The sequence below is a fragment of the Chryseobacterium sp. RU33C genome, from assembly GCF_900156015.1.
Classification (GTDB): Bacteria; Bacteroidota; Bacteroidia; order Flavobacteriales; family Weeksellaceae; genus Chryseobacterium; species Chryseobacterium candidae.
The window spans coordinates 153,059-176,065 of sequence record NZ_FTMT01000002.1; the positions used below are offsets into that span (position 1 = coordinate 153,059).

At 33.5% G+C, this 23,007-nt stretch carries 23 protein-coding genes and 1 pseudogene; 6 read left to right on the plus strand and 18 right to left on the minus strand.

All coding sequences use genetic code 11. From position 1 onward, the window contains the following. Positions 1 to 5 precede the first annotated feature (5 nt). On the minus strand, positions 6 to 734 hold the full coding sequence (gene blaIND, locus BW946_RS02530) for an IND family subclass B1 metallo-beta-lactamase (RefSeq protein ID WP_076594666.1): 729 nt from the start codon (positions 732 to 734) through the stop codon (positions 6 to 8). A 363-nt stretch (positions 735 to 1,097) separates the two neighbouring features. Continuing rightward, positions 1,098 to 1,751 carry a metal-dependent transcriptional regulator gene (locus BW946_RS02535; RefSeq protein ID WP_076594667.1) on the minus strand — a complete coding sequence of 218 codons (654 nt, stop codon included), beginning with the start codon at positions 1,749 to 1,751 and terminating at the stop codon, positions 1,098 to 1,100. Positions 1,752 to 1,836: 85 nt separating this feature from the next. Between BW946_RS02535 and BW946_RS02540 the strand changes: the two genes are divergently transcribed. Then, positions 1,837 to 2,865 (plus strand): threonine aldolase family protein, encoded by a 1,029-nt coding sequence (locus BW946_RS02540; RefSeq protein ID WP_076594830.1) that lies wholly within the window; start codon positions 1,837 to 1,839, stop codon positions 2,863 to 2,865. Positions 2,866 to 3,047: 182 nt separating this feature from the next. Here the strand turns inward: BW946_RS02540 and BW946_RS02545 are convergent, their stop codons facing one another. Continuing rightward, positions 3,048 to 3,551: a hypothetical protein gene (locus BW946_RS02545; protein WP_076594668.1), complete on the minus strand. Its 504-nt coding sequence runs from the start codon at positions 3,549 to 3,551 to the stop codon at positions 3,048 to 3,050. Between the two features lie 467 nt (positions 3,552 to 4,018). On the opposite strand from BW946_RS02545, the gene BW946_RS02550 reads away from it, so the two are divergent. After that, on the plus strand, positions 4,019 to 4,981 hold the full coding sequence (locus BW946_RS02550; RefSeq protein ID WP_076594831.1) for a hypothetical protein: 963 nt from the start codon (positions 4,019 to 4,021) through the stop codon (positions 4,979 to 4,981). Positions 4,982 to 4,991: 10 nt separating this feature from the next. On the opposite strand, the gene BW946_RS02555 is transcribed toward BW946_RS02550, so the two are convergent. The 13 genes and pseudogenes from BW946_RS02555 to BW946_RS02615 all read right to left on the minus strand — a co-directional run bounded on the left by BW946_RS02555 (position 4,992) and on the right by BW946_RS02615 (position 16,957). Next, positions 4,992 to 5,546, minus strand: a complete 555-nt coding sequence (locus tag BW946_RS02555; RefSeq protein ID WP_076594669.1) for a DUF4256 domain-containing protein — start codon at positions 5,544 to 5,546, stop codon at positions 4,992 to 4,994. Positions 5,547 to 5,685: 139 nt separating this feature from the next. Then, positions 5,686 to 6,083 (minus strand): annotated as a pseudogene (locus BW946_RS02560) (DoxX family protein). A gap of 15 nt (positions 6,084 to 6,098) precedes the next feature. After that, a complete protein-coding gene (locus BW946_RS02565; protein ID WP_076594670.1) occupies positions 6,099 to 6,677 on the minus strand; it encodes a YdeI/OmpD-associated family protein in 579 nt (192 codons plus the stop codon). A gap of 98 nt (positions 6,678 to 6,775) precedes the next feature. After that, on the minus strand, positions 6,776 to 7,261 hold the full coding sequence (locus BW946_RS02570) for an SRPBCC domain-containing protein (protein ID WP_076594671.1): 486 nt from the start codon (positions 7,259 to 7,261) through the stop codon (positions 6,776 to 6,778). Positions 7,262 to 7,447: 186 nt separating this feature from the next. Next, positions 7,448 to 7,777 (minus strand): ArsR/SmtB family transcription factor, encoded by a 330-nt coding sequence (locus tag BW946_RS02575; RefSeq protein ID WP_076594672.1) that lies wholly within the window; start codon positions 7,775 to 7,777, stop codon positions 7,448 to 7,450. 143 nt (positions 7,778 to 7,920) lie between these two features. Beyond that, on the minus strand, positions 7,921 to 10,032 hold the full coding sequence (locus BW946_RS02580; protein WP_076594673.1) for a carboxy terminal-processing peptidase: 2,112 nt from the start codon (positions 10,030 to 10,032) through the stop codon (positions 7,921 to 7,923). A gap of 362 nt (positions 10,033 to 10,394) precedes the next feature. After that, positions 10,395 to 11,354 carry a ComEC/Rec2 family competence protein gene (locus tag BW946_RS02585; RefSeq protein ID WP_076594674.1) on the minus strand — a complete coding sequence of 320 codons (960 nt, stop codon included), beginning with the start codon at positions 11,352 to 11,354 and terminating at the stop codon, positions 10,395 to 10,397. A 13-nt stretch (positions 11,355 to 11,367) separates the two neighbouring features. Next, positions 11,368 to 12,114, minus strand: a complete 747-nt coding sequence (locus tag BW946_RS02590) for a hypothetical protein (protein WP_076594675.1) — start codon at positions 12,112 to 12,114, stop codon at positions 11,368 to 11,370. Between the two features lie 6 nt (positions 12,115 to 12,120). Further along, the gene (locus BW946_RS02595; RefSeq protein ID WP_076594676.1) at positions 12,121 to 14,583 is read right to left on the minus strand and encodes a sensor histidine kinase; all 2,463 of its coding nucleotides are present in this window, start codon (positions 14,581 to 14,583) and stop codon (positions 12,121 to 12,123) included. Continuing rightward, positions 14,580 to 15,836, minus strand: coding sequence for a DNA cytosine methyltransferase (locus BW946_RS02600; RefSeq protein WP_076594677.1), 1,257 nt, complete (start codon positions 15,834 to 15,836; stop codon positions 14,580 to 14,582). The genes BW946_RS02595 and BW946_RS02600 overlap by 4 nt, the downstream gene beginning before the upstream one ends. Beyond that, a complete protein-coding gene (locus tag BW946_RS02605) occupies positions 15,829 to 16,056 on the minus strand; it encodes a helix-turn-helix domain-containing protein (RefSeq protein WP_076594678.1) in 228 nt (75 codons plus the stop codon). The genes BW946_RS02600 and BW946_RS02605 overlap by 8 nt, the downstream gene beginning before the upstream one ends. A gap of 52 nt (positions 16,057 to 16,108) precedes the next feature. Continuing rightward, positions 16,109 to 16,531: a very short patch repair endonuclease gene (locus tag BW946_RS02610; protein WP_076594679.1), complete on the minus strand. Its 423-nt coding sequence runs from the start codon at positions 16,529 to 16,531 to the stop codon at positions 16,109 to 16,111. Positions 16,532 to 16,534: 3 nt separating this feature from the next. Next, positions 16,535 to 16,957 (minus strand): helix-turn-helix transcriptional regulator, encoded by a 423-nt coding sequence (locus BW946_RS02615; protein ID WP_076594680.1) that lies wholly within the window; start codon positions 16,955 to 16,957, stop codon positions 16,535 to 16,537. 150 nt (positions 16,958 to 17,107) lie between these two features. Here BW946_RS02615 and BW946_RS02620 point away from each other — a divergent pair, with 150 nt between their 5' ends. Continuing rightward, positions 17,108 to 17,347, plus strand: coding sequence for a SymE family type I addiction module toxin (locus BW946_RS02620; protein WP_076594681.1), 240 nt, complete (start codon positions 17,108 to 17,110; stop codon positions 17,345 to 17,347). A gap of 727 nt (positions 17,348 to 18,074) precedes the next feature. Further along, positions 18,075 to 18,857 carry a YdcF family protein gene (locus BW946_RS02625; protein WP_076594832.1) on the plus strand — a complete coding sequence of 261 codons (783 nt, stop codon included), beginning with the start codon at positions 18,075 to 18,077 and terminating at the stop codon, positions 18,855 to 18,857. A 149-nt stretch (positions 18,858 to 19,006) separates the two neighbouring features. On the opposite strand, the gene BW946_RS02630 is transcribed toward BW946_RS02625, so the two are convergent. Beyond that, on the minus strand, positions 19,007 to 19,630 hold the full coding sequence (locus tag BW946_RS02630) for a leucine-rich repeat domain-containing protein (RefSeq protein WP_076594682.1): 624 nt from the start codon (positions 19,628 to 19,630) through the stop codon (positions 19,007 to 19,009). Positions 19,631 to 19,721: 91 nt separating this feature from the next. Next, the gene (locus tag BW946_RS02635) at positions 19,722 to 20,444 is read right to left on the minus strand and encodes a carbonic anhydrase family protein (RefSeq protein WP_076594683.1); all 723 of its coding nucleotides are present in this window, start codon (positions 20,442 to 20,444) and stop codon (positions 19,722 to 19,724) included. Positions 20,445 to 20,643: 199 nt separating this feature from the next. Here BW946_RS02635 and BW946_RS02640 point away from each other — a divergent pair, with 199 nt between their 5' ends. Together BW946_RS02640 and BW946_RS02645 are read left to right on the plus strand one after the other, a co-directional pair. Continuing rightward, a complete protein-coding gene (locus BW946_RS02640; RefSeq protein ID WP_076594684.1) occupies positions 20,644 to 21,321 on the plus strand; it encodes a TetR/AcrR family transcriptional regulator in 678 nt (225 codons plus the stop codon). Positions 21,322 to 21,329: 8 nt separating this feature from the next. After that, positions 21,330 to 23,003 carry a peptidase domain-containing ABC transporter gene (locus tag BW946_RS02645; protein WP_076594685.1) on the plus strand — a complete coding sequence of 558 codons (1,674 nt, stop codon included), beginning with the start codon at positions 21,330 to 21,332 and terminating at the stop codon, positions 23,001 to 23,003. Positions 23,004 to 23,007: the final 4 nt, after the last annotated feature.

Consider the following 23,007-nt stretch of genomic DNA (forward strand, 5'->3'; position numbering starts at 1 on the left):
CAAATTTATTTTTTGTTCAGAAGATCAAGCGTATGTTCCACATGTCCGCCTCCTTTCCATTCATCGTGTCCCGGAATAATCAAAGTTGCCTGTGAATATTTGGTTTTCAGCTTTGTCATGGTTTGCGGCCATTGGGCAACGTTGGCTTCTCCTGTGTAGCCAAGATCAACGGCTGCTTTGCTCTTGACAAGACATCCTCCATCCAGTATTTTATATTTTGGAAACCAAACCACTACATTATCAGCAGTATGTCCTTCACCAAGAAAATCTACTACAAATTCTTCACCACCAATACGGTAAAGTTTTCCTGTTTTAATAAGTTCAGTGGAAGTTGCTTTTCCGTCTTTCTTCAAAAGCTCATTGGTTTTCGCTGTAGCGTAGGTTTTGATTCCTTTGTTATTATAAAAGCTTAAATCTCCGGCTCTGTCATCATGTGAATGCGTTGCAAATACAGCAATAACAGGAAGGTTATGGCGTTTCTGAATAGTATCCAGCAAACTTTGATATTGGGTTTTCTGCCATGGAACATCAAACAAAACAACTCCTTTTTTGGTTACCAGATAAACGGCATTGGTAGAATATTCTTTACCTCCAAATACACCAAAAGTTTTATAAATATAAAAGTTGGGTTTAATCTGAGGTTCAATCACGAAATCTCTTACCTGAGTAGTCTGAGCATTTGCAAATGGACTTAGTAACATCGAAATAATAAAAAACGGAATGCTTTTCTTCATAATTTTTTGAGTAATAATTAAAGGTTGGGTATTTGTCGGAAAGACAAAGCCTGTAGAAAGTTTTACAAACCTAGGTAAAAATAAATTTTCGGGTATTTAGAGAAGAAGAGTTTAACCGTTTTTTAACAGTTTGAGGAATAGAGTAAAAGTAGATTTATATGAATGTCAGACCTAACAGGTTTTTAAAACCTGTTAGGTCTATTTGGGATAGAGCATTAAGTAAAATTTTGCTGTAAGCTTAAAATCAGAATGATTAACCTTAACTATACTTTTCTCCTTACGATTCTTAATTGTTTAAATTTTTGAAAAACCTGATTTTTTTTAATGAAAATCTGTTCAGTTTATTTTTTCAGTGGTAATGGTTTATTTCTTGACCAGTATTTTCTCAGTAGCTTTTTTGCTTAGAATTTCTGTTTTGCCCTCAATTTCTATCGTCATGGATTTATCAAAACTTTCTATTTTTACAATTTTCACTTTTGTATTGAGCAGCAATTTTCTGTCGTTCAGATACGTCAGGAAAGCATCATCAGAAAGGGTAACAGAAGCAAAAGTTACATTTTCTCCCGGTTCACAACTGCTTAATTTTTGTAAATCCTGGGCAATGATATTACCATCTTTATCGGGAATAGGTTCTCCGTGAGGATCAAATTTAGGATGATCCAGGATTTCGTCCATTTTATCAAAGAAGATCTGCGAATGCACATGCTCAAGCTGCTCTGCAATCTCATGGACGTTTTCCCAGCCGAAATTCATTTTTTTAACCAGAAACATTTCGGTAAGTCGGTGTTTACGAACAACCAGAGCTGCTTCACGTCTTCCATTTTCTGTAACGATTAAGGGTTTATAGGTTTCATAAATAACCCACTTTTTTTCTGCAAATTTCTTCATCATATTATTAACACTCGGCATTTTTACATTCAAAAATTTGCTGAGCTCATTAATCGTAACCTTTCCTTCATTGTCAACTAAATGAAACAAAGCTTTCAGGTAATTCTCTTCTGTTAGGGTTGTTTTCAAAATGTTAGATGATTTTCACTACAAATCTAACAAAATAAAATGGAAAGTTGGCTCTTGTTATTTTAACTTTTTTTACTTTTACTCTATGAAATTTTCATTCAAAAACGATTATTCTGAAGGCTGCCATCCTAATATTTTACAGGCCCTTTCACAGCATAATCTTGTACAGCAGGCTGGCTATGGAGAAGATGAGTATTCATTAAAAGCGAAAGCATTAATTAAAGAAAAAATCAACAATCCGGATTCGGAAGTTTTTTTAGTTTCTGGTGGAACGCAGGCTAACTTAATTGTTATTTCTGCCATTCTAAAACCTTATCAGTGTGTAATATCTGCTGCTCCCGGGCATATCCTGAATAATGAAACAGGAGCTATTGAAGCTACAGGCCATAAAGTACTGAGCATTGAAACGGCAGATGGAAAAATAAAACCTTCAGATATTGTTCCTATTTTAGAAGGACACAGTAATGTGCCACATCAGGTGATGCCTAAAATGGTGTATATCTCTAACTCTACAGAGCTGGGAACAATTTACCAGGCAAAAGAACTGGAAGAACTCTCCGCATTTTGTAAGGAAAATAAATTATACCTGTTTATGGATGGAGCAAGGCTGGGGCATGGACTGACAGCAGAGATCAGTGATCTCACGCTGGAAAAAGTAGCTGCTCTTACCGATGTTTTCTATCTTGGAGGAACTAAAAACGGAGCTTTGATAGGAGAGGCAATTGTGATAAATAATCCTGTGCTGCAGGAAGATTTTGCTTTTAATATCAAACAAAAAGGGGCATTATTGGCAAAAGGAAGACTGTTGGGAATTCAGTTTATGGAACTCATGAAAGACAATCTGTATTTTGAGCTGGCACAACATGCCAATCAGCAGGCGATGAAAATTAAAAAAGCTCTGCAGGAAAAAGGAACAGCTTTTCTTTCCGATACCTATACCAACCAGATTTTTCCTATTTTAAATAACGATCTTATTGAGGTATTGTCTGAAAATTTTGAATTCTATGTCTGGAAAAAAATAGATGAAAATTTTTCAGCTATTCGTCTTATTACTTCATGGAGCACAGGAGATGAAGCTGTGAACCGTTTTATTGAAATAATTAAACAGAATTAATATAAAATGAAAAGGCTGTCTCCAAAGTGTCATTCTGAACACAGACTGAAAGTCTGCGAACAAAGTTCTGGAATGTAGTGAAGAATCTCATCTGGTTGTTTATGATTGAGATTCTTTCTTCGTCAGAATGACAAAAGCCCTAGTGGACTTTTGAGATAGCCTCTTTTTTGTTTTATAATGGATTATTTTTTCAGAGCTTCGCTTACGGCCTTACAATCAGCAGGGTTTAGCTTCTGCCCGTCTTTATAACTGATTTTTTTCTCGTCAGCATATTTGGATTGTCCGTCTTCTTCTTTATGATCGCCAATACCTTCTGTTAAAACATTATCCTTTTGAAGAAAGTAGATATCTCTTTTGCTCTTTTTACCTTCAGAAGTAAATTCATACGTTAATTTCAGGGTATCTCCGGATTTGAAACCCGTTACATCTCCTTTTGAACTGTCTTTTTCACTGTTTTTATAAGATAATTTTCCGGTGATTGTTCCTAAATTGTCATCAATAGAAGCAAAAACACTGTCTTTTCCTGTAACCCCGATATAACAGAACGATTTTGGTCCAAGAGTATCTATTACAGGTTCTTCCACGGCAATGGTATCTGCTTCTACTTTGGGAGCCGGTGCTTCAGTTTTCTTATTACAGTTGATTAAAAAAGCTGATACAGCGCCCAATAAGATTAATTTTTTCATATCCTTAATTGTTAAAAATCAAATTTCTATTCTGCTAAAATAATAATAGTATTTGTATATTAAAAATAGGATATGAAGAGATAATGATTTTATGATGAAAATTAATATTTCAGAAAATGAATTTTAATGAAAAATATTAATTGAAAAAACACATTGAAATTATTAATACTTACGGCATGAATTAACAGGTCGCTCCTCTGGAGCTATAATTTTAAAGCAAATACGTTCTATTAACAGTTAGTTCTTATTAGAGCTGAATTTGATCCCATCGGGATCTACTGTTAATAGAAAAAATGAAGTCTCCGTAATAATAAAGCTCCGGAGGAGCGACCTGTTAATTATACTTTAATCTAATTGGACAACAATGTTTAAAAATATTGCTCATAATGAAATACTATTTTAATGCTCTTAAAAATGTCTAATGTTTTTAGGCATGAAAAATGATTTACTCTTTAAAATTGATTGTAATGAAAAAGATGACTAAAGTCCTGGGTTTGGTTTTATTTATTTTAGGTTTACGTTTTGTCGAGGGACAGACTCCTCAGAATTATATTTATACTTCCTCGGGAGATCTGCATAGAATTGAAAAGATGATAACCCGCAAAGATATTGGCGGAGTACAGATTGTCTATAATTGGAAAGCTTTGGAAACATCAAAAGATGTATATGATTTTTCTGTTATTGAAAAAGATCTGAATTATCTGACAAGCCTGAATAAAAAACTATTTATACAACTTCAGGACAGATTTTTTGAACCACAGGCAAAATATATTCCTGAATATCTTTTGAAAGATAAAGAATATACAGGAGGATTGGTTCCTCAGTATGATAACCCGGGTGAAAATAAACCTGTTGGAAACGGTTGGGCTACCCAGCAATGGAATCCGGCTGTAAGGCAGAGATTTCAGAAATTGATAGCAGAGCTGGCAAAGAAATTTGACGGAAAAATTCAGGGGATTAATCTTCCGGAAACAGCAATAGATATTGATATGAAGAAGGATAAGACAGGCTTTAGCTGCGACCGTTATTTTCAGGCCGAATTGGAAAATCTGAAGTTTGCGAGAAGTGCTTTCCGTTATTCTTACGTTCTGCAATATGTCAATTTCTTTCCTTGTGAATGGGAAAATGACCATCAGTATATGTCCAGACTATTTGATTTTGCTTACAAAAATAATATTGGGTTGGGCGGGCCTGATATTGTTCCGGATAAAAAAGCACAAATGAAAAATTCTTATCCTTTTTTTAATCGATATAAAGGAAAGCTTTCTCTGGTGGCAATGGCCGTTCAGGAGCCGACTCTGACCTATAAAAATCCGAAAACCAAGAAACCTTTTACCAAAGAAGAATTTACCAAATATGCTGAAAACTATCTGGGCGTTAACATTATTTTCTGGAGTGTGGAATCTCCCTGGCTGAGAGATCCCAGTTAATTATTCTCCTCTATACTTTTAATATTCCTCTAAAACCTCTTGCCGCATAGTAAGAATCTGCACCATTGTGATAAATAAATACAGTATTGTACCGTCGGTCGCAGAAAACAGCACCTCCAAGTTCACGGATCTGCGTTGGTGTTTTGATCCAGCTTGAAGTCTTCTGGTCAAATTTTCCCAATTCCTGAAGCTGGCGGTATTCTTCCTCTGTTAAAAGTTCAATGCCCATTTCAGAAGCAGTATCAATGACGTTACTCTCTGGTTTGTTGGCTTTTCTGGCATCCCAGGCAGGATAATCATAGCATAAGCTTCGGCGTTTGGGACTTTCCGGAGAGCAGTCAACGAAGGAATATTCATCCGTTTTTTTATTGTAATCTACTACGTCGGGTTCACCTTCTGTGGCTTCCATTTCGTGTAAAGACCGGATCTTTTCGGGATTGCTTTCCAGTTTTTGCTGAATTTTTTCCCATTTCAGATCTTTATGGCGGTTCATATTTTTTTCGAAACGGGCTTTTAGTGTTTTTAAAAGCTCGTTGATTTGTTCCTGGGTCAGTTTCTTTTTCATGTCAAATTTTATTTTGTTATATGGATATGTTGAGTGGTATTGTTGGAATTGCGAAGACGCAAATTTTATTAATAATGCCTTGTTTAAAGACACTAGGATTTTATCTGCGATAAAATTTATTCATTTTAATCTTAAAACATTAATCAATAATAGTGATTTTTCTTTCTGCCGGTCTGAAGTACCAGGAAATAATGACCAGTACCAATAATAATACTGCCGGAAAAGTTCTTCCTGCTGTGTCACCCACGATAAGATGGGAAATTACAGCGCCTGACATAACAAAGAAAAAGCCTGCATACGCCCATTCTTTAACAGTAAACGTTTAGGAATTAAGATCGCAATAACGCCCAGAATTTTCCATACTCCGATAATGGTCATCAGATAAGAAGGATAGCCGAGATTGGTAAAATTGACCAGCTCATCTTTGTTTTTCATCAGCTGGACAATGGCCGTGGAAACCATTCCCAGAGCCATCCAAAGTGTGAATATCCAATAGATGATCTTTGTTCTTTTTTGTGATGGTTGTGGTGTGTTCATGATCTGTTTTTATAGTTAGTTGTTTAATCCTATTCCTTCCATGATTTGTGGGATACATTTTTCAATGCGGGCTTCACGGGTTTTGGACTGTTTGGCAGAAGAAAAGTGGAGTAGATAGGCTCTTTGTCTTCCGGGAGTTAATGCTTGGAAAGCTTCCTGTAATGCAGGATTTTGATCCAGCTTCTCCTGAAATTCCTCAGCTATTTCAAACTCTTTTGTTTTCTTCATTTCCACTTTAGCGCCTGATTCTTCTATTTCAACGGCTTCAAACATATACGAGCGAAGAACTTCCTCCAGATCATTGATTTGCGCTAGCTCTGTAAAGCGGATCTGTCTTGCTGCCTGTACGTTTTTAGACTGCTGAATCAGGATATTGTCAGGATCTTTCATTAAAGCACCTTTGAAGAAGAGAAGGGCACAGTATTTCTTAAAACCGTGGATCAGGAAAATATTCTTCCCTTCATAAGTATAACAGGGACAGCCCCATTTTAAATCTTCTGTAAGCTCTGTACTCAGGGCAATAGTTCTTAATTTTTCAAATTCTTCCTGCCATTGTCCGGCGTTTTCGAAGAAAAAATTAACTTTTGGATTCATTGTGTGGTATGTTTTAGGGTTTGAGAGTATTAGAGTGGGAGAGGTTTGAGTTATTCAGGATAGTATATAAACCTCGTATCTTGTATCAAATTCTGGTATCACCTATTATCTGCTACCTGCTGCCTTTCACCTAACAATTCCTGCAAACGGTTATGCGCCATATTAATACCCTGTGCAAAAGGCATTTTCAGGTGCTGATCTCTGAAGTCTGCAGATTTATAAATGGTCTGGATCGTGATTTTGCTGGTGGTATCCGTTAATTTTTCAAATGTTAAAAACTCCATCTGAGCCGGAAATGGGATGTTTTCCATCTGGAAAGTTCTTATAATTTTTTCATTCTGAACAATGTCATGAATAGTTCCATTGGCACTGAAAACTACATCGCCCTGAGGGTTTGACGTTTCGAAGCGATAACTTCCGTGCTGTTTGTTTTCGAATTGGGTTACTTTCGTTCCCATCCATTGTTCGAACAATTCAGCTTCTGTATACGCTTTGAAAAGAAGTTCTACAGGAAGATCAAATTCTCTGATGATGAAAATTTCCTGTTTGCCGTCTTCTGCCTGAATTTTTGTTTTAAGTTCCATATTTTGAGTGGTGTTTAAGTTTGAGAGTTTGAGAGTGGGAGAGTTCAAGGTTTAAAGTTTAATGTTGTTATCCTTTCACTGCTCATTGACGATTCATTTGCAAAGCAAAATTCACTATTGACACTGGTGTTCACAATTTAAACTTTGACATCCATGGTCTCTCATCTCTTCGTCTATTATCTTTTATTACTCTTTTTTCAAGTTCTGAAAAGCTTTCATCACACTTTCCAGCTTGTTGAATTTCTCATCCCACATGTTGCGGAAGGGTTCTATAAAATCGGCTATTTCTTTCATTTTATTGGGATTCAGATGATAGATAATTTCTCTGCCGTTTTGTTCAGATCTCAGCAGTTCACATTCTGTAAGGATCTGAAGATGCTTTGAAACGGTAGGTCTTGCCGTATCAAAATTGGAAGCAATGGCTCCCGCTGTCATCGATTGTGCCGCCACCAGCATCAATATAGACCGTCTTGTAGGATCTGCTATCGCCTGAAATACATCTCTTCTTAAATTCATCGTGTAGTTATTTGACTACAAATATATGTGTAGTTATTTAGCTACGCAAATATTTTGTAATAAATTTTTGATTGTAATGAAAAAAGCTCAACAGTATAAGGTGATACATTGTTGAGCTTTGAATTTTTATAGGAGAAATAGGCTTAAGATCTTACTTCCCAATCTTCAACTATATTGATGGCTTCCCGCAGATAGAGATCTTTCTGAAGATTTTTAATCCATGCCTCAGATTTGCTTTTGAATGCGGCATCGTTTTTCTCTCTTTCAATATCCTTTGGATACATCGTGAATGTAAGACCATTTTCCCATGTTTTTAATATTTTGAATTTATCATCCTCAGTTTTTCTCTGCTTCATCAGTCCGCTGTATTTCTGAATGCTTAAAGGCACTGTTTTTTCTTTCCCCAGATTTTCTCTCCATTGGGCATACTCAAGTAACAGTTTATAATTATCATTTTTAGCAATTCTCTCTGCACTTACTTTCTGCAAAGCCTGAATATTGAGAAAGTTTTGTTTATTGAAGGTTGTTCCCGGTATTTTATCCCAGGCCAATGCGTAGTCATCATATTTTTCACCTATCTCTGCATAAGAAAAGATATCTTTCATCGGGATATCTGAGCTTACTCCTTTTCTCTGTGTAGACTCTCCGGTGATCCTATAATATTTCTGAATAGTTAGCTTTACAGAACCAAAATCTTCTTCCGTATTTAAAAACCTGTTCAGATCTACAAATACCTGTACGGTTCCTTTTCCATAGGATACAGGAGATCCCATGATAACCGCTCTTCCGTAATCCTGCATCACACCGGCTAAAATTTCTGCCGCAGAAGCAGACAGTTCATTCTGTAGAATTACAAGTGGACCTTTCCAGATGGGCGCTTCATTTTTATTTTTTAAAGTGGTAATCTTTCCATTTCCGTCTTTCACCTGCACATAAGGGCCTGCATCCATGAAAAGCCCCATAATATCACCAACTTCTGTTAAAGAACCACCGGAATTACCTCTAAGATCAAGAACAATTCCCTGAATATTTTGCTCTTTAAGTTTGATAATTTCATTTTTAATATCATCAGATGCATTTCTTCCGTCTTTGTCTTCAAAATCCGCATTGAACTTAGGTAAATTGATAAGGCCGTATTTCTTATCGGATGCATTTACGATAATACTTTTAGCGAAAGTATCTTCAATCGATATTTCTTCACGGTTCATGGTTACCTCCTGAATCGTTCCGTCTTTTTTCTGTACCGTTAAAGTAATGGGCGTTCCTTTTTCCCCTCTGATTAATTTGATGGCTTCGCCGGAAAGCATATCCACAACATTGACAGGTTCCGTATCGGGCGTAGATTTTATTTTTAAGATCTTATCACCTTCCGTAAGCTGCTTGGTCTTCCATGCGGGAGCTCCAATGGATAATGTTCCGATATAAAGGCTTCCTTTCTTTTCCTGAATCACTGCACCTATCCCGATTATTTTTCCTTTGAAGTCCATTTCAAAATCCTTCCTTCCCTGCGGTGAATAATAATTGGTATGCGGATCAAAAATATGAGTATACGCATTCATATACACAGTAAACGAATCCATTTTTTGCCTTTTCCTGAATCTGATAAATTTTTCTTCCAGAAGATCTTTAACGTTTTCTGTCGCTTTTTTTATCTTTTCATCCTGGCTGAGTATTTTGGGCTTGCTGCTGTTTTCTTCATTGGTAGAATTATCCTTCTTTTTTTCGCTTTTCCTGTTCAGGGATTCTATTTCCTGAAGAATATTGTATTTTACATATTTCCGCCATTCATTATATTGCTGCTGCTTGTTGGCAGGTGCATTTTTTAGTTTAGGTTCCAAAGTCAGTATTTCATCTTCTTCCAGATTAATGGGTTTACTGAAAATGTCTTTGGTCATTGTATCAATTTCATCAATCCTTTGAGACAATTTATCCACGGTCAGTTTATAAAAAGTCAGATCTCCGGTGTTCAGATAATCGTCCAGTTTGGTTTCATATTTACGAAACTCATCCATATCAGATTGCAGGAAATAGGTTTTTGTAGGATCTATTGATTCAAAATACTGCTTATACACTTCTTTTGAATACGCATCATTAATAGGTTTGGGGCTGTAATGCAGGTAAGACAAAATATTCTTGGTATTGACCATGATGATCTGCATCTTTTCTTCTTCATTGCCGGGAGGGCGGAAACCGAACGCAAAAAAGGTAAGCGGAAGAAGTAGTAAAAAACGAACGGTTCTAAAATTTTTCAACATATCTCTGATTGTGCTTTTAATTGAAAACTATCCTTGTTTTGTTATCATTAATTGATCTTTTTTCAATGTAATGATTGAAAATAGTAGTAAATACGAGCTTTCAATGTGCTTTTATAAAATCATGTGAATGTATGAAAAATATTGATAATAAGGAGTTGGGGAGGAGGATTTTAAGATAAGTTTAAGGTTTGAAGAGGTAGAGTGTTATAATATTAATTTAGATGGTTTCAAATATATCTCTTTTTAAATTCATTATGTACTTTGTAGTTACGAAAATTTTTAATTAATAAAATTTTCTAATAGAATACTATAAGAGGATAAATTTATTTTTCTTATACTAAAAATCATTGATATAATTTTTCTTAGAATGTAAAAATCTTGTCTCCTCCAGTAATTGATTCCTCATCAATTTCACTAATTGTATCAAGAATAAGTGTTTTATTATCTATCTCATCAAGAAATTCTTGAATTCCATATACAATATTGGTGGGATTTATTCTATAACCATTGTTAGCAAATGATTTAACTGTAATTAAATGAGGGTGCTTGTATTTTTCATTCATTCCAGATGAAAAAACGACATTTTTTCCATCAACAGTTTTTAAATTATTCCAAAAATTGTCGTGATAATTATTGTAAGATCCATGATGGGGTGCTTGACATAAGCAAAATAAATGATCGTTTAGACTTCCTTCACTATAGATTCTATCAAATGTGATTTTTTCAACATCTGATGTAAGTAAGATTAGAGAGTCGCCTTTTTTTATATAAAATAATGATGAAAGATAGTTTGCAGCTTTGCTTGCTTGCTTTTTATTAATTATGGCATCAAATTGGACGTCGTTTTGATAAGCTTTTATTTCAAGATGAGAAGGAGATAATGCATGCATTTCAATACCTTTTATTGGTAATCTAACAAATTCACTAACATAAAAGTGTTTTTTCAATAAGCCTGAATTACTTAGCACTTCGGACTTTCTAACTATATCTGCCAAAATACGAGAATCCTCAGGAGATACTTCAAACCATTCCCAATAGCCTGGACCAATATCTTTCAATGTATTACCGAATAAATTTACTGTAATATAATTCGATTCAATATATTCAAATAGTTCTAAAAAACCAGAATAATGATCGAGATGGGGATGAGACAAAATAATAAACTCTATTTCTGAATATTTTTTTTCTTCTAAATGTTTAACAACTGGATTTGAATTTCCTTTCTTTTTACAATCGATTATACCGACTTTATTTACACCTTCATCATTCCATTCTATAATTATGGAATCTCCTTGACCGACATCTTTAAATGTAATCTTCATAAGGTTATTAGTTTTATTTTTCCGTGAAAAACCTGGAGTTATCTAATCCTTCAAAATAATTAGGCTTTTTGAACAACTCTTTTTTATCATTAGATTCATTAAAAAATTCAAATAGTCTGCTACCTGGTTTGGTTGTTGAGCGAATTAAAATGATAGCTCCCACTTCCAAGCTAATATAATCTGTGAATGGAATTAAATCAAATTTTCTTATTTGATAAACACCTTTTTCTTCATTAAGTAAACAATTTACTAAAATTGAATTTTCATCAATTTCAATAATTTCCCCATAGAATTCATCAAGTTTGATAATTTTGTTAAACTCATTATTGAGTTCTTCAAGTAAAACATCAATATTATAGGTATCATCACCAGTTCTATATTTTTCTTTAAGTTTGCTTGAATATTTTACAGGCGCAACATTATATTCTCTTAAAACTTCAACTACAGATTCTGTTTTATCAACATCTTTACTCCAAGTTACTAAATAGTACTGCTTATCTTTTGGTACGATACGAGAGACTAATTCTGCACAATATTCCGCATCAAAAGTTGATCCAATTCCAGTATTATAATTGAGATCTAGAAACATTAGCTTAAAAGAATTTATAGGTTTATGTTCGGGCATATTTCCAGCGAGATCTACTTTAATATATTCTGTATTTATACCTCTTTCTCCTAATGCTTCTAAAAGACTTTTTACTTCTCTTTCTGTATCATCTATGACTACAATATCAGGCCCGGCTAAATCATCTATAAACATAATTTTCTAATTAATTTTGTTAAAAACCAGTTCAACTGCTGCTCCTGTATAACTTCCAGGAACATTCCTATCTTTTAAAATTTCACTATCATAAATAATATTAAGTTTACCATATTTCATCATAACTGTATCAACGAGATACATTCCTATTCCTATACCTCCTTCTTTTCGTGAGAAGAAAGGACGGACAATGTCTTCAATATTGTCTTTGAATCCGGGACCGTTATCAACAAATAAAATAGTAACTTTTTCATTTGTTTTTTCAGTTTTTATATAAATTCCTTTATCTTTTTTATAAATGGTATCGATCCAATAAATACTATTATCAATAAGGTTCATTAACATTGTGATAAAAAGCCTTTTATCACATTTTATGGTTTCAATATTTGGATCATAATCTAAATTTATGTTTATTTTATGATTAGCTAATCTCGTAGCATAATTTTTAAGTGCTTGGTCAATACTTTCGGTTAAAGAAATAGGTTTGTCACTGCCTTTTTTAACAATTGATACTATTCCTTCTACATAATCTTTTAATTCAAGTACTTGATCTTCTATTGTTGCTACATCAATTGGATATTCCCTAATAGTTTCTTCCATTCGTGGAACCAATTTTTCTATTTCATGCATTGCAAAAGAAGCTGTCATCCCAACTCCAGCAGGAATCAATAATGTTTCTTTATCTTGGGCATATCGTTCCTCTATCTTTTCAGCTTCTCGTAACACCAACTGTTTTTTCTCCTCATTAGAAAAATCAACATTATTAACTATTTCTTTAAAAGCATCTAATTGTTGTTCTAATGATCCTTCTGCTCCTTTTTTATTAAATTTCAACCATCTTTCCCTATCTGAAGTTCTTTCAGATTTAAACTCATTTAGTATAAATTCGAGTAAAACCACAAGAAAATCAAAAGAATAATTATTAATGAATCCTTCTCGATTTGTTTTCTCAATAAGGGAACTAGACTTTTCATCATCTAAATAAATAAATCCAATATTTTGATTATTGGAAAACCAAGTTTTATTATTTACCCTTTTAATATCCAGCCCCAACCAATCGTTACCAGGATCTCCATAATCAAAAATTCTTAAATCTTGTTTAAATACTTTTATACCTGAATGCTCTCTTAAAATACTTTTTATAAAGGATGGAGATAGAGTATAATCACGTAATGATACAGAATCTAAATCATAAGAATATAATTCGAGCATGAAAGAACCAAATGGAATTATATTTTCATTGGAATCATATTTTTCTAGAAAAGTATTAATTTCCTCCTGATTGTATTCTTTTTTCAGAAGATATTCTTTATAGTATGGTTTTAAGGTTCCTTTGATATTCCATTTATATTTCTGTTTACTTTGAAGATCATTGCTCTTAGCATCTATTGAACGAGTTCCGATTTCTTCATTATTAGATAGAGCAAAATTGTACTCAAAAGTCATATCATAATTCTCTTCAACCAATACTGTAAGTTTGTAAGGTGCAGACTTTAAAGCTTCTTCAATACTAGGAAAATCATTTAACCACCAGTTGCCAAAGTCAAGTTTAATATCAAATTTATTTGGATCATTTTTAGGTGATAACATTGAGATTGTTTGACGTTTAAGTTGTCTCGCCATACCACGGCTCCAAGGTTCCTTAAGATTTCCTATAATAATTTCTGTTCCATGTGAATTTTTGAAGTGAAAGGTTTCAGAGTTTTTCTTAACTTCCCAATTAATTTTTACATCTTCAAGATATTTACTTTGTGAATAGGATCTCCAGTCAATTTCGACCACAACTTCATAATCTAATAAATTTATTGATTTAGCTTTACCAACTTCATCAAGAATTATCTCTGCAGGACGACTTATTAATTTAATTGTATGTCCTAATTTATGAACTGCAAAACGACCAACTCCTTTTTCTCCCATCGGGACTCTCCAAAAAATAGGACTCCTTTTAATTTTTCTGGAACCGTCAGAATTGAGAGGTTTTCTAAAGTCTGTTCCTGGCTCAAACCAAACTTCTTCAAGTACTTCTTTTGTTATCCCTGTTCCTGAGTCGGTAATTGTTATTGAAGCTTTTTCTAAATCTTCGATGTTTTCAAATTTAACAAATGCACCTTTTGAGTCAGCATCATAACTATTTTTAATTAATTCATAAATAGCCATTACGCTACTTTTTATCAACTCTTCTCCTAATAAAATTAAAATATGTGCTTTAGGTTTAAATGTTGATACAACATCAAATATTATTTTAAACGTCTTATTATCACCATAAATTGTGATTTCTTCTTTACCTATAAAAGCAGCATTTGGAGAATAATATAAATTATATTCATCCAAGGTAATTTGCCCATTAGATGGAGAATCAATTTTTTTTATAATTTCTCCTGTTACATTTGCCAGATCTAGCTTAAATACGGAGTTTTTTTGAACTTTATATTCAAAAGAAGCAATTGGCTTTTCTTCTACATTTATCATAATAGTTCTATTATTTTTTTTGCAATCCCATACGCCATCAGTGGTGGTACGGCATTGCCAATTTGTTTAAAAGCAGGAGTTCTTGCGTTACCATCCTTAATTCCTTCAAAAAAATAATCATCAGGAAAAGACTGTAATCGTGCGGCTTCCCTCACAGTAAGAGAACGATTCTGATTAACATCCGGATGTATATAATAATGTCCGTCTTTTGCAATGTGAGCAACAACTGTCTGTGAAAAGGGTTGATCTGATGCTACTATTTTAAAACGGTCAAAAAAAGATTTACGGTTTTTATGAGTCTTTAACCTTTCCGGAAGATCGTTATAGCTTAACCTTTCTTTATTCTCATTCCATTTTTGTACAGCTATACGATAAATTTCTTTATCCTGATCTGTATGGGGTCTTGCATGATGCTGTGTAAGGATATCTATTCCATTACGGATAAAGCTTGAAGTGAGATAGGTATTGGCTTCTGTTTTATATTTTGTAAAATGCCCCTTATTTTCACCTGCCTGTACTTCTGGTAAATCTTCCAAAATGGAGGAAACATTGTCACCGGATACTAATTTTACAGATCCAAGATTTGGAATTTCAATTTTATGGTCTTGCTTTACTCCAATAATAATAATTCTTTTTCTATTCTGAAGTACCCCAAAATTGTTTGCTTCAATTTTAAATATTTTCATGTCATAGCCCTTTTTCAAAAAAAGCTTTTTCATGTTATCCAGATAGATGCCATTTCCTGCAGACAACAGACCATATACATTTTCAAATACAAATAATTTAGGTTGATAAATTTCCAGGTATTTAGCATATTGTACATATAAGAAATTCCTTTTATCCCCCTTCATTCCATTAGAAGATCTTGCACGGCCTGCCAGCGAATATGCCTGGCATGGTGGCCCGCCAATGATAAGGTCTACTGATTTTCCTTTTAATTGTTTTTCTATTTCATTGTGAATAGTCTCATTATGATCATCCCCTATAGGAAGATTGATAACGGAATTAAGCAATTCTTCAGGAACTTTATTATAAAGCTCGCTTCTTGAAATTTCTCCTTTTAGATAGGAGATGTATTCATTAAATCTGTTTTCAGATTTCAAATAATGATAGGCTACACGTGTTTTCAGAGTATAACATGCGGCCTTATCCATTTCAACATGGGCAACAGGTTCATATCCGGCTCTGATAAAACCTTCCGATAACCCTCCCGCACCGGCAAAAAGATCAATATATGTAAATTTTTCAGACATTCTTAAAAAAATTGGAATTAAAAAAATCAGAAAATGAAATTTCAAGACCTGTGAGTACTTTCTTTAATGTTTCAATTGAAACGTTTCTTCTGCCCTTTTCAATATGAGTCATAAAAGATCTTTCTATACCTGCATTAAAAGCAACAGCTTCCTGTGAGAGTTTTTTTTCAACCCTTACTTCTTTAATTCTGTCTCCGATTTTTTGTTTAATATTTTCCACTGTGCTAAAATACTTAAATGTGACTTATAAGACAACGTGTTTTAAGTCACATTTATTTGTTGCCCTTTACTATTTTTATTAATTCTGAAAGAGTTTGTTCTTTTTTATTACTTTTTAAATCACACTCCCAGATTATTAATACTTTCCAGCCTTCGTTTTGTAATGCAATATTTGACTTCTTATCATTTTCAATATTTTGATGAATTTTATTCAACCACCATTCCGTTCTGGTTTTTGGAACTACAAAGTATTTGCATCCTTCATGTCCATGCCAGAAACAACCATGTACAAATATTACTGTTTTATATTTTGGAAGAACAATGTCTGGTTTACCAGGTAATTTTTTATCGTGAAGACGATAGCGAAATCCATTTGCAAAAAGAAATTTACGTACGAGCATTTCAGGCTTGGTATTTTTGCCTTTTATTTTGCTCATATTGTAGCTTCTCGTTTCTTTACTATGGACGTCAGCCATTTTTTATTTCTTCTCAATCAACCTCTCCAACTTCTCAATCATTTCCCTCTGCTGCTGAAGCATACGTTCATAAAGCTCAACCATTTTATCAAGAGGATTAAAAGTACAATGGAAATTTGCTTGTCCGCCATCACTAAAAGTGTTTGCAACAGCGCTATCATGGAAAGTATTTGCTATAATGTTGATTGCTGATTCCTCATCAAAATTCTCAATCGCTTCTGCAGGAACTTTCAAAATCTTCGCTACCTGTGCCAGAATATCAGATTCTACGGTTTCTTTTTGCTCTAAAAGGGAGATTTTCTTCTGGCTCCAGTCGTCGCCCATTTCAAAAGCCAATGCTTCCTGCTTGATTCCCAGCATTTCGCGGAAACGCTTTATATTTCTACCCTGGTGTATTTTTTTATTTTGCATATCTGTGTAACTCATAATAACAAATATAAAGCTTTAGATTAAAAAAATAAAGCGCTATTTTAAAATAAATACTATTCTAAAATATCTCTCTTTCAGAATAAAATATCCTTTCCTCAGATGGTTTATGCTTCTTATTATGCCTTCATTTGTATAAAAATAACACCTATGAAAAGAAAAAGAAGAATGACCAGCAGCAAATATAATGAACTGAACAATCGTTACCTTACGGTTTTCCTCAAATCATTTTCAAGAGCGTATGGCAAAATAGTCTACTTCCCCGAAATAAGAATAGCAGGGAAGTGGGTACAGCAATGTGGTTTTAAGGCAGGAGATAAAATACTGGTTACGGTGAGCAGAAACCAGATTATTTTGGAAAGGGAAGTGGATTATGAGGGATCAGTATGATTTTTTTGATGTTTCTGCCCAGTTCAGGATAAAGAGCAGGTCTTTTAAGATAAGCTACAAATGTTTTGATAACTGTTGATATTTCATTGATTGTATTAAAGTTACAAGACAAATGTATCCTATTAAAAACCATATTGCATTGAGGCAATATTAATTTTGAACGTAAATCTGTTTAAGATTTTGTAATAAATAGAGTCCGGTAATTAATCAGTGAAATATCTTATTTTTGAGGTGAAAATGAAATTGCAAAGCATTGATATATTTTGCTTTAGAAAGATAAAGTGGTAAGCGAGCGTACCTGGTGAAGTCCAGTGAAAAGTCTCTTGCAGATTTTTGGAATGTTAATCTGCAATATCAATTTGCTTCAGGAAAGATAATATTCTTCGGTTTTCTCCTGTTTATGAGAAAAATCGTTTCTTTATATGTAAAGAGTTTTTGCTTTTTTCTTTACAAAAATGTCTGTCCAAAAATATATGGAGTACAGTCATAAAAATGGCGATTCTATTCTGCTTTTTCACTAGGGTAGGTATTTTGTTTTTTTATTAACACACTAAAAGGTGTGTTGTTTTATGGTTGCAAATGTATAAAATAATTATATAAAATAAAAAAAATGAGATGAAATTATCCTGAGAATTTTAATGGTTTGCTGCTATGGAAAGCATGCTCAGGAAATTGCCTTATCTTTGCGGTTTCTATGCCTCCCGGCATTAATCAATATTATTTGAAAATGAAATTTTTATTAGACTTTTTATTCCTTGTTGTACAGCTTTTTACAGAACCTTATTTTTTAGTATTTCTTGCAGTGGTTATCATTGCTCTGCTCAAAAGAAAAAACAAAGGCAAAAACCTCAGAATAGGAGTTGGCTTCTTTGCCGTTTTGATGATCGTTTTTATAGGAAATGGCTTTCTGGGTAAACTGATTTCCGGATATTTGCAGAAAAATTATGTAAGTCCTGTTGCAAGTAAAAATAGAGTTCCTCAAAATCCCGTTATTGTTGTATTGGGTGGTGGAGTTGTAGACTTTGAGCACGCAGAAAAGCTGCATACATTGTCTTATTCCAGATTGGTAACTGCTTATCAGCTGTACTATGAATACAAGAAAAATAATCTGCCTTGTAAAATAATAATTTCCGGAAAAGGAAGAGGCCATACAAGTGAAGCAGAATTATTCCGTGAAAATTTTAAAAAGATGGGAGTATCAGATGCTGACATTATTAAAGAAGATAAAAGTATGAATACGTATGAAAATGCAAAATATGCCAGCAAGATCCTAAAACAGCTGGCTCCTTCTGATGTATATCTGGTTACCTCCGGATTTCACATGAAAAGGTCTGTGGCTCTGTTTCATACATTTGGATTAAAGCCTGTTCCACAAGCCTCAGATTTTATTGATACTGAAATTACTGTATTTCCTAACAGTTATAATGCAGCATTTACTTTTGTGATGCTTAAAGAAGTATTCGGAATATGGCAGGTACAGCTGTATAACAGTTTGGGATTGAATGGATAACCATCTAAGATTATGATATAAAACCGGACACTTAAATCTACCAGGTGTCCGGTTTTTTTTATAATAAAATGTTTTAAACTTTACAAAGCCACAAAAGTTATTAAAGCTTCATTTTAAAACACTTGAGTCTTAGTTTATTCATAAATTAATTAAAACCTTAATATTGTTCCGTACTTGGAATTTAGTCTTTGTATATCACTGGGAACAAAGAGGTTGTTGTTAAGATAAATATTTTTGATATTATTCATTTTTTCTTTAGGTAAGGTAAATTCTTTTAGTTGATTACCATTTAGGTAAATTGATTCAAGATGATTAAGTTTCCAAAAATTATTCGGAAGTTTTTTTAGTTTGTCATTTTCTATGTGCAATATTTTCAAATTATTCATTTTACTGATCAAATCAACATTCTTCGACAGATCAATGTTTTTTTCATCATTTAAAAATAACTCCTCTAAATCATTGAGTTTAATAAAACTTGGTGGTAAAACTTCAAAATCATTTCCACTCAAATCCAGAACCTTTAAATTAGTTAATGAGCCAATTTCTTTAGGGATTTCTTTGAGATGAAGGTTTTTAAGACTTAAATATTTAAGGTTTTTATATTTTAACCAATCAATGTTTCCTAGTTTTTCCGGCTCTACGATGGTTAACCGCAAAGTGTTTTCGGGATTTTCATTAGCTTCCCTAATTGTTCTAAACTCATTTAATTGCTGTGATTTTGCCATTGTTCCTGTCAGTAAGAAAATAAATAACAATGTTCCTAAAACTTTCATTTATGTTATATTTTTTGTTAAATGCAGGCTGAGAATGCAATGATAATTATCTTAGAAAAAATCATTTCCAGCCTTGCATAAGTATGATCTGTTATTTCACAAACTCAAGTGTTCCGTCTGTGAGACGATAGAAGGCTCCTACAATCTTTATTTCTCCTTTATCTTCCATTTCTTTAAGAATAGGGCTTTTTTCACGAATCTGCTCTATAGCATATTTTACATTATTCTCAGAAACGAGTTTTACAAATTCATCATTTTTAGATGTCTTTGATCCCGTAAAATCTCTACTCATTTCCACGGCAGGTTTTATTTTAGAAAGCATTGCAGTTATATTACCTAGTTGTACATTATCTATAGCTCCTTTAACTGCACCGCAATGCTGATGTCCCATTACTAAAATTAATTTTGCACCAGCAACTTTACAGGCAAATTCCATACTCCCGAGAAGATCTTCATTTACGAAGTTGCCAGCAACCCTTCCTACGAAAATATCGCCCAACCCCTGATCAAAAACATCTTCTACAGGTACCCGGCTATCAAGACAACTTAAAATTACAGCTTTTGGAAATTGTCCCGGAGCAGATTTTCTTGCCTGTAAGCTGTGATCTCTTAGAGTAGTCGTGCCAGTTTGAAACCTTTTATTACCCTCAATAAAGTCCGCTAGTACTTCATCCGGTGTAAGTGCTGCCTGCTGCTCCTTTGTCATAACGTATGAGATCACAGGTTTCTTCACTAGTTGTTTTTTTTCGGTAGACTTGCAGGAAAGCATTATCAAGCCTGCTGCTAAAACTAAAGGAAAAAAATTTCTTTTCATAATTGACTGTTTAATTGAATGTGCCTACTTTTTAAATGGTGTTCAGCTTGTCCATTTTAATGTTTTTCATATTAAGAAAAGCGACAAAAGCTATGCCAAATAATAGTATTACTATTATAATTGTAGTATTTGATACAATGGTATAAGTTTTGCTTATTTTAATTATAGTTTTATATTTGTATTCATAATAATTACTACAATGGAATTTCAGTTAAAATTTAAAGTCAACGAAAATCTTTATCTTAAAGATCCTGAAAATAGCGAAATAGGCAAAGCTATTGTAAAAAATGCTATTGAGCTGATTTATGAAACAGGATTTGAGAACTTCACATTTAAAAAACTGGCACAGAAAATCAATTCTACAGAAGCTACCGTTTATCGGTATTTTTCATCAAAACATAAACTTCTTACCTATATTCTCAACTGGTATTGGTCTTACCTGGAGCTGATATCCAAGTTTCGCTTGCTAGAAATAAAAGATCCTAAAGAAAAAATAGATAAACTGTTAAACATTATTACACATCAGGATCACGCCAATACAATGATAGAAGATTATGACCTGATAAAACTGCATACAATAGTTATTGCAGAAAGCAGCAAAGCCTATTTGGTAAAAGAAGTAGATGAAATTAATAAGGAAATGGTTTTCAGTCCTTTGAAAAGTCTTTGTGCTTTTTTTGGTGAAGTCATTTCTGAAGCCAAACCGGATTTTCCTTATCCCAGATCATTTGCAAGTACACTTTTGGAAACAGCTCATGATCAGCATTTCTTTAGTGAACATCTTCCAAAGCTTACAGATAATCATACCCCCAAAAAGGATCATAAAAATTTTGTGCTGGATTATCTGCGTTTCATAACCACCAATCTTTTAAAATAAACCGATCGATGGAAAACTCTCCAAAAAAATACAGCAAACAACTGTTTCAGTACATTACCAAGGACAAAAAAGATGTTACCAATATCTATTTTTACGCTATCCTCAATGGTTTGGTGATGCTGAGCATACCTTTGGGCATACAATCTATTGTCAGTTTTGTGATGGGAGCAACGATGGCAACTTCTATCTATATTCTGATCGCTTTTGTAGTTTTAGGAACTTGGCTGAGTGGTTTTTTCCGGCTGAAAGTAATGCAGATCATTGAGAAGATACAGCAGAAAATTTTTGTTGAATTTTCTCTTGCCTTTGCTGAAAAACTTCCTAAAGTAGATTTATCACAAACGAGAAAATATTATTTACCAGAACTTGTGAACCGTTTTTTTGATACCCAGAATCTGCAGAAGGGAATTTCAAAAATCTTACTGGAAATTCCGACAGCTCTGATCCAGATTTTATTTGGAATTCTGCTGCTCTCATTTTACCATCCCTGGTTTTTGGTTTTTGGGGCTTTAGTGGTGATCTGTGTGGTCATTATTTTCAGATTTACAATGGAAAGCGGAATCAAATCCAGTATTGAAGAAAGTGATAAAAAATATGAAGTGGCTTCCTGGATTGAAGATATTGCTGCATCTGTAAAAACATTCAAATTCAATTCTAAGAAGCAGATTCATCTTGCAGAAACTGATAATAGAGTAGTACAGTATCTTGATAATCGTACGGAGCATTTCAAGGTATTGGTTTTCCAATATAAAACGATCATTGCATTTAAAGTAATCATTACATTGGTAATGCTGGTGATTGGAACTTATCTTTTAGTAAACCAGCAATTGAACATTGGTGCATTCATTGCCACCGAAATTGTAGTGTTAAGTATTATGACAGCTGTCGAAAAACTGATCAAAAGTCTTGAAAGTTATTATGATGTAATCGCTGCGTTGGCAAAACTGAATAAAATTACCAATCTGCCCGAAGAAAAATTGGGCACGATAGATTTTGAATCTCAAAAAGGAGGTTTTGAAATAGAATGCAAAGAAGTACATTTTTCTTTTAACGATTATCAGAAAATTTTTGAAGATGTTAATTTTAAAATTAAAAAAAATTCGCTTACCGTTATTTCAGGTAAGTTGGGAGCAGGAAAATCTATGCTTCTGAATATGATCAGCGGTTTTTATGAACCCACTTCAGGGAGTATTCTTTTTGATAAAATACCGCTTAAAAATATCGATAAATCTTCACTCAGAAACCTGATTGGTTTGTATCTAAAAGATATGACGATAATAAAAGAAACCGTTTATGAAAATATAGCTCTGGGTCACAATGAAACAACAGTTGAGCAAATTCTGAAATTATCTGAAGAAATAGGGGTTGAAGACCTGTCCAGCCAGTTCAGCAACGGTCTTTTAACCAGGATTAGCGAAACGGATACTGAAGTATCCTTTAGCATCAAAAAGAAAATATTGCTGCTCAGAACATTAGTGGGCGCCAAAAAATTATTGATACTGGAAGACCCGTTTGAAGGAATGGATGATACTTTTAAAACTAAAATGAAAGAGTATCTTATAAAACTGAAACAGGTTTCTACAATCATTGTAGTATCAGAAAATGAAAACCTAATCAACGATGCAGATCAAAGGCTGCTGGTAGAAGACGGAACAGTGAAAACTTTATTTAACAAAAACTAAAAAA

What these genes read in the sequence shown, in the direction of transcription:
- BW946_RS02585 (WP_076594674.1), bottom strand. Translation starts at nt 11,354, where the DNA reads ATGAAGATTACATTTAAAGATGTCGGTCAAGGAGATTCCATAATTATA.
- BW946_RS02615 (WP_076594680.1), bottom strand. Translation starts at nt 16,957, where the DNA reads ATGAGTTACACAGATATGCAAAATAAAAAAATACACCAGGGTAGAAAT.
- BW946_RS02570 (WP_076594671.1), bottom strand. Translation starts at nt 7,261, where the DNA reads ATGGAACTTAAAACAAAAATTCAGGCAGAAGACGGCAAACAGGAAATT.
- BW946_RS02630 (WP_076594682.1), bottom strand. Translation starts at nt 19,630, where the DNA reads ATGAAAGTTTTAGGAACATTGTTATTTATTTTCTTACTGACAGGAACA.
- BW946_RS02640 (WP_076594684.1), top strand. Translation starts at nt 20,644, where the DNA reads ATGGAATTTCAGTTAAAATTTAAAGTCAACGAAAATCTTTATCTTAAA.
- BW946_RS02635 (WP_076594683.1), bottom strand. Translation starts at nt 20,444, where the DNA reads ATGAAAAGAAATTTTTTTCCTTTAGTTTTAGCAGCAGGCTTGATAATG.
- BW946_RS02575 (WP_076594672.1), bottom strand. Translation starts at nt 7,777, where the DNA reads ATGAATTTAAGAAGAGATGTATTTCAGGCGATAGCAGATCCTACAAGA.
- BW946_RS02550 (WP_076594831.1), top strand. Translation starts at nt 4,019, where the DNA reads ATGAAAAAGATGACTAAAGTCCTGGGTTTGGTTTTATTTATTTTAGGT.
- BW946_RS02545 (WP_076594668.1), bottom strand. Translation starts at nt 3,551, where the DNA reads ATGAAAAAATTAATCTTATTGGGCGCTGTATCAGCTTTTTTAATCAAC.
- BW946_RS02620 (WP_076594681.1), top strand. Translation starts at nt 17,108, where the DNA reads ATGAAAAGAAAAAGAAGAATGACCAGCAGCAAATATAATGAACTGAAC.
- BW946_RS02645 (WP_076594685.1), top strand. Translation starts at nt 21,330, where the DNA reads ATGGAAAACTCTCCAAAAAAATACAGCAAACAACTGTTTCAGTACATT.
- BW946_RS02610 (WP_076594679.1), bottom strand. Translation starts at nt 16,531, where the DNA reads ATGGCTGACGTCCATAGTAAAGAAACGAGAAGCTACAATATGAGCAAA.
- BW946_RS02565 (WP_076594670.1), bottom strand. Translation starts at nt 6,677, where the DNA reads ATGAATCCAAAAGTTAATTTTTTCTTCGAAAACGCCGGACAATGGCAG.
- BW946_RS02595 (WP_076594676.1), bottom strand. Translation starts at nt 14,583, where the DNA reads ATGATAAATGTAGAAGAAAAGCCAATTGCTTCTTTTGAATATAAAGTT.
- BW946_RS02555 (WP_076594669.1), bottom strand. Translation starts at nt 5,546, where the DNA reads ATGAAAAAGAAACTGACCCAGGAACAAATCAACGAGCTTTTAAAAACA.
- BW946_RS02590 (WP_076594675.1), bottom strand. Translation starts at nt 12,114, where the DNA reads ATGTTTATAGATGATTTAGCCGGGCCTGATATTGTAGTCATAGATGAT.
- BW946_RS02600 (WP_076594677.1), bottom strand. Translation starts at nt 15,836, where the DNA reads ATGTCTGAAAAATTTACATATATTGATCTTTTTGCCGGTGCGGGAGGG.
- BW946_RS02580 (WP_076594673.1), bottom strand. Translation starts at nt 10,032, where the DNA reads ATGTTGAAAAATTTTAGAACCGTTCGTTTTTTACTACTTCTTCCGCTT.
- blaIND (WP_076594666.1), bottom strand. Translation starts at nt 734, where the DNA reads ATGAAGAAAAGCATTCCGTTTTTTATTATTTCGATGTTACTAAGTCCA.
- BW946_RS02625 (WP_076594832.1), top strand. Translation starts at nt 18,075, where the DNA reads ATGAAATTTTTATTAGACTTTTTATTCCTTGTTGTACAGCTTTTTACA.
- BW946_RS02540 (WP_076594830.1), top strand. Translation starts at nt 1,837, where the DNA reads ATGAAATTTTCATTCAAAAACGATTATTCTGAAGGCTGCCATCCTAAT.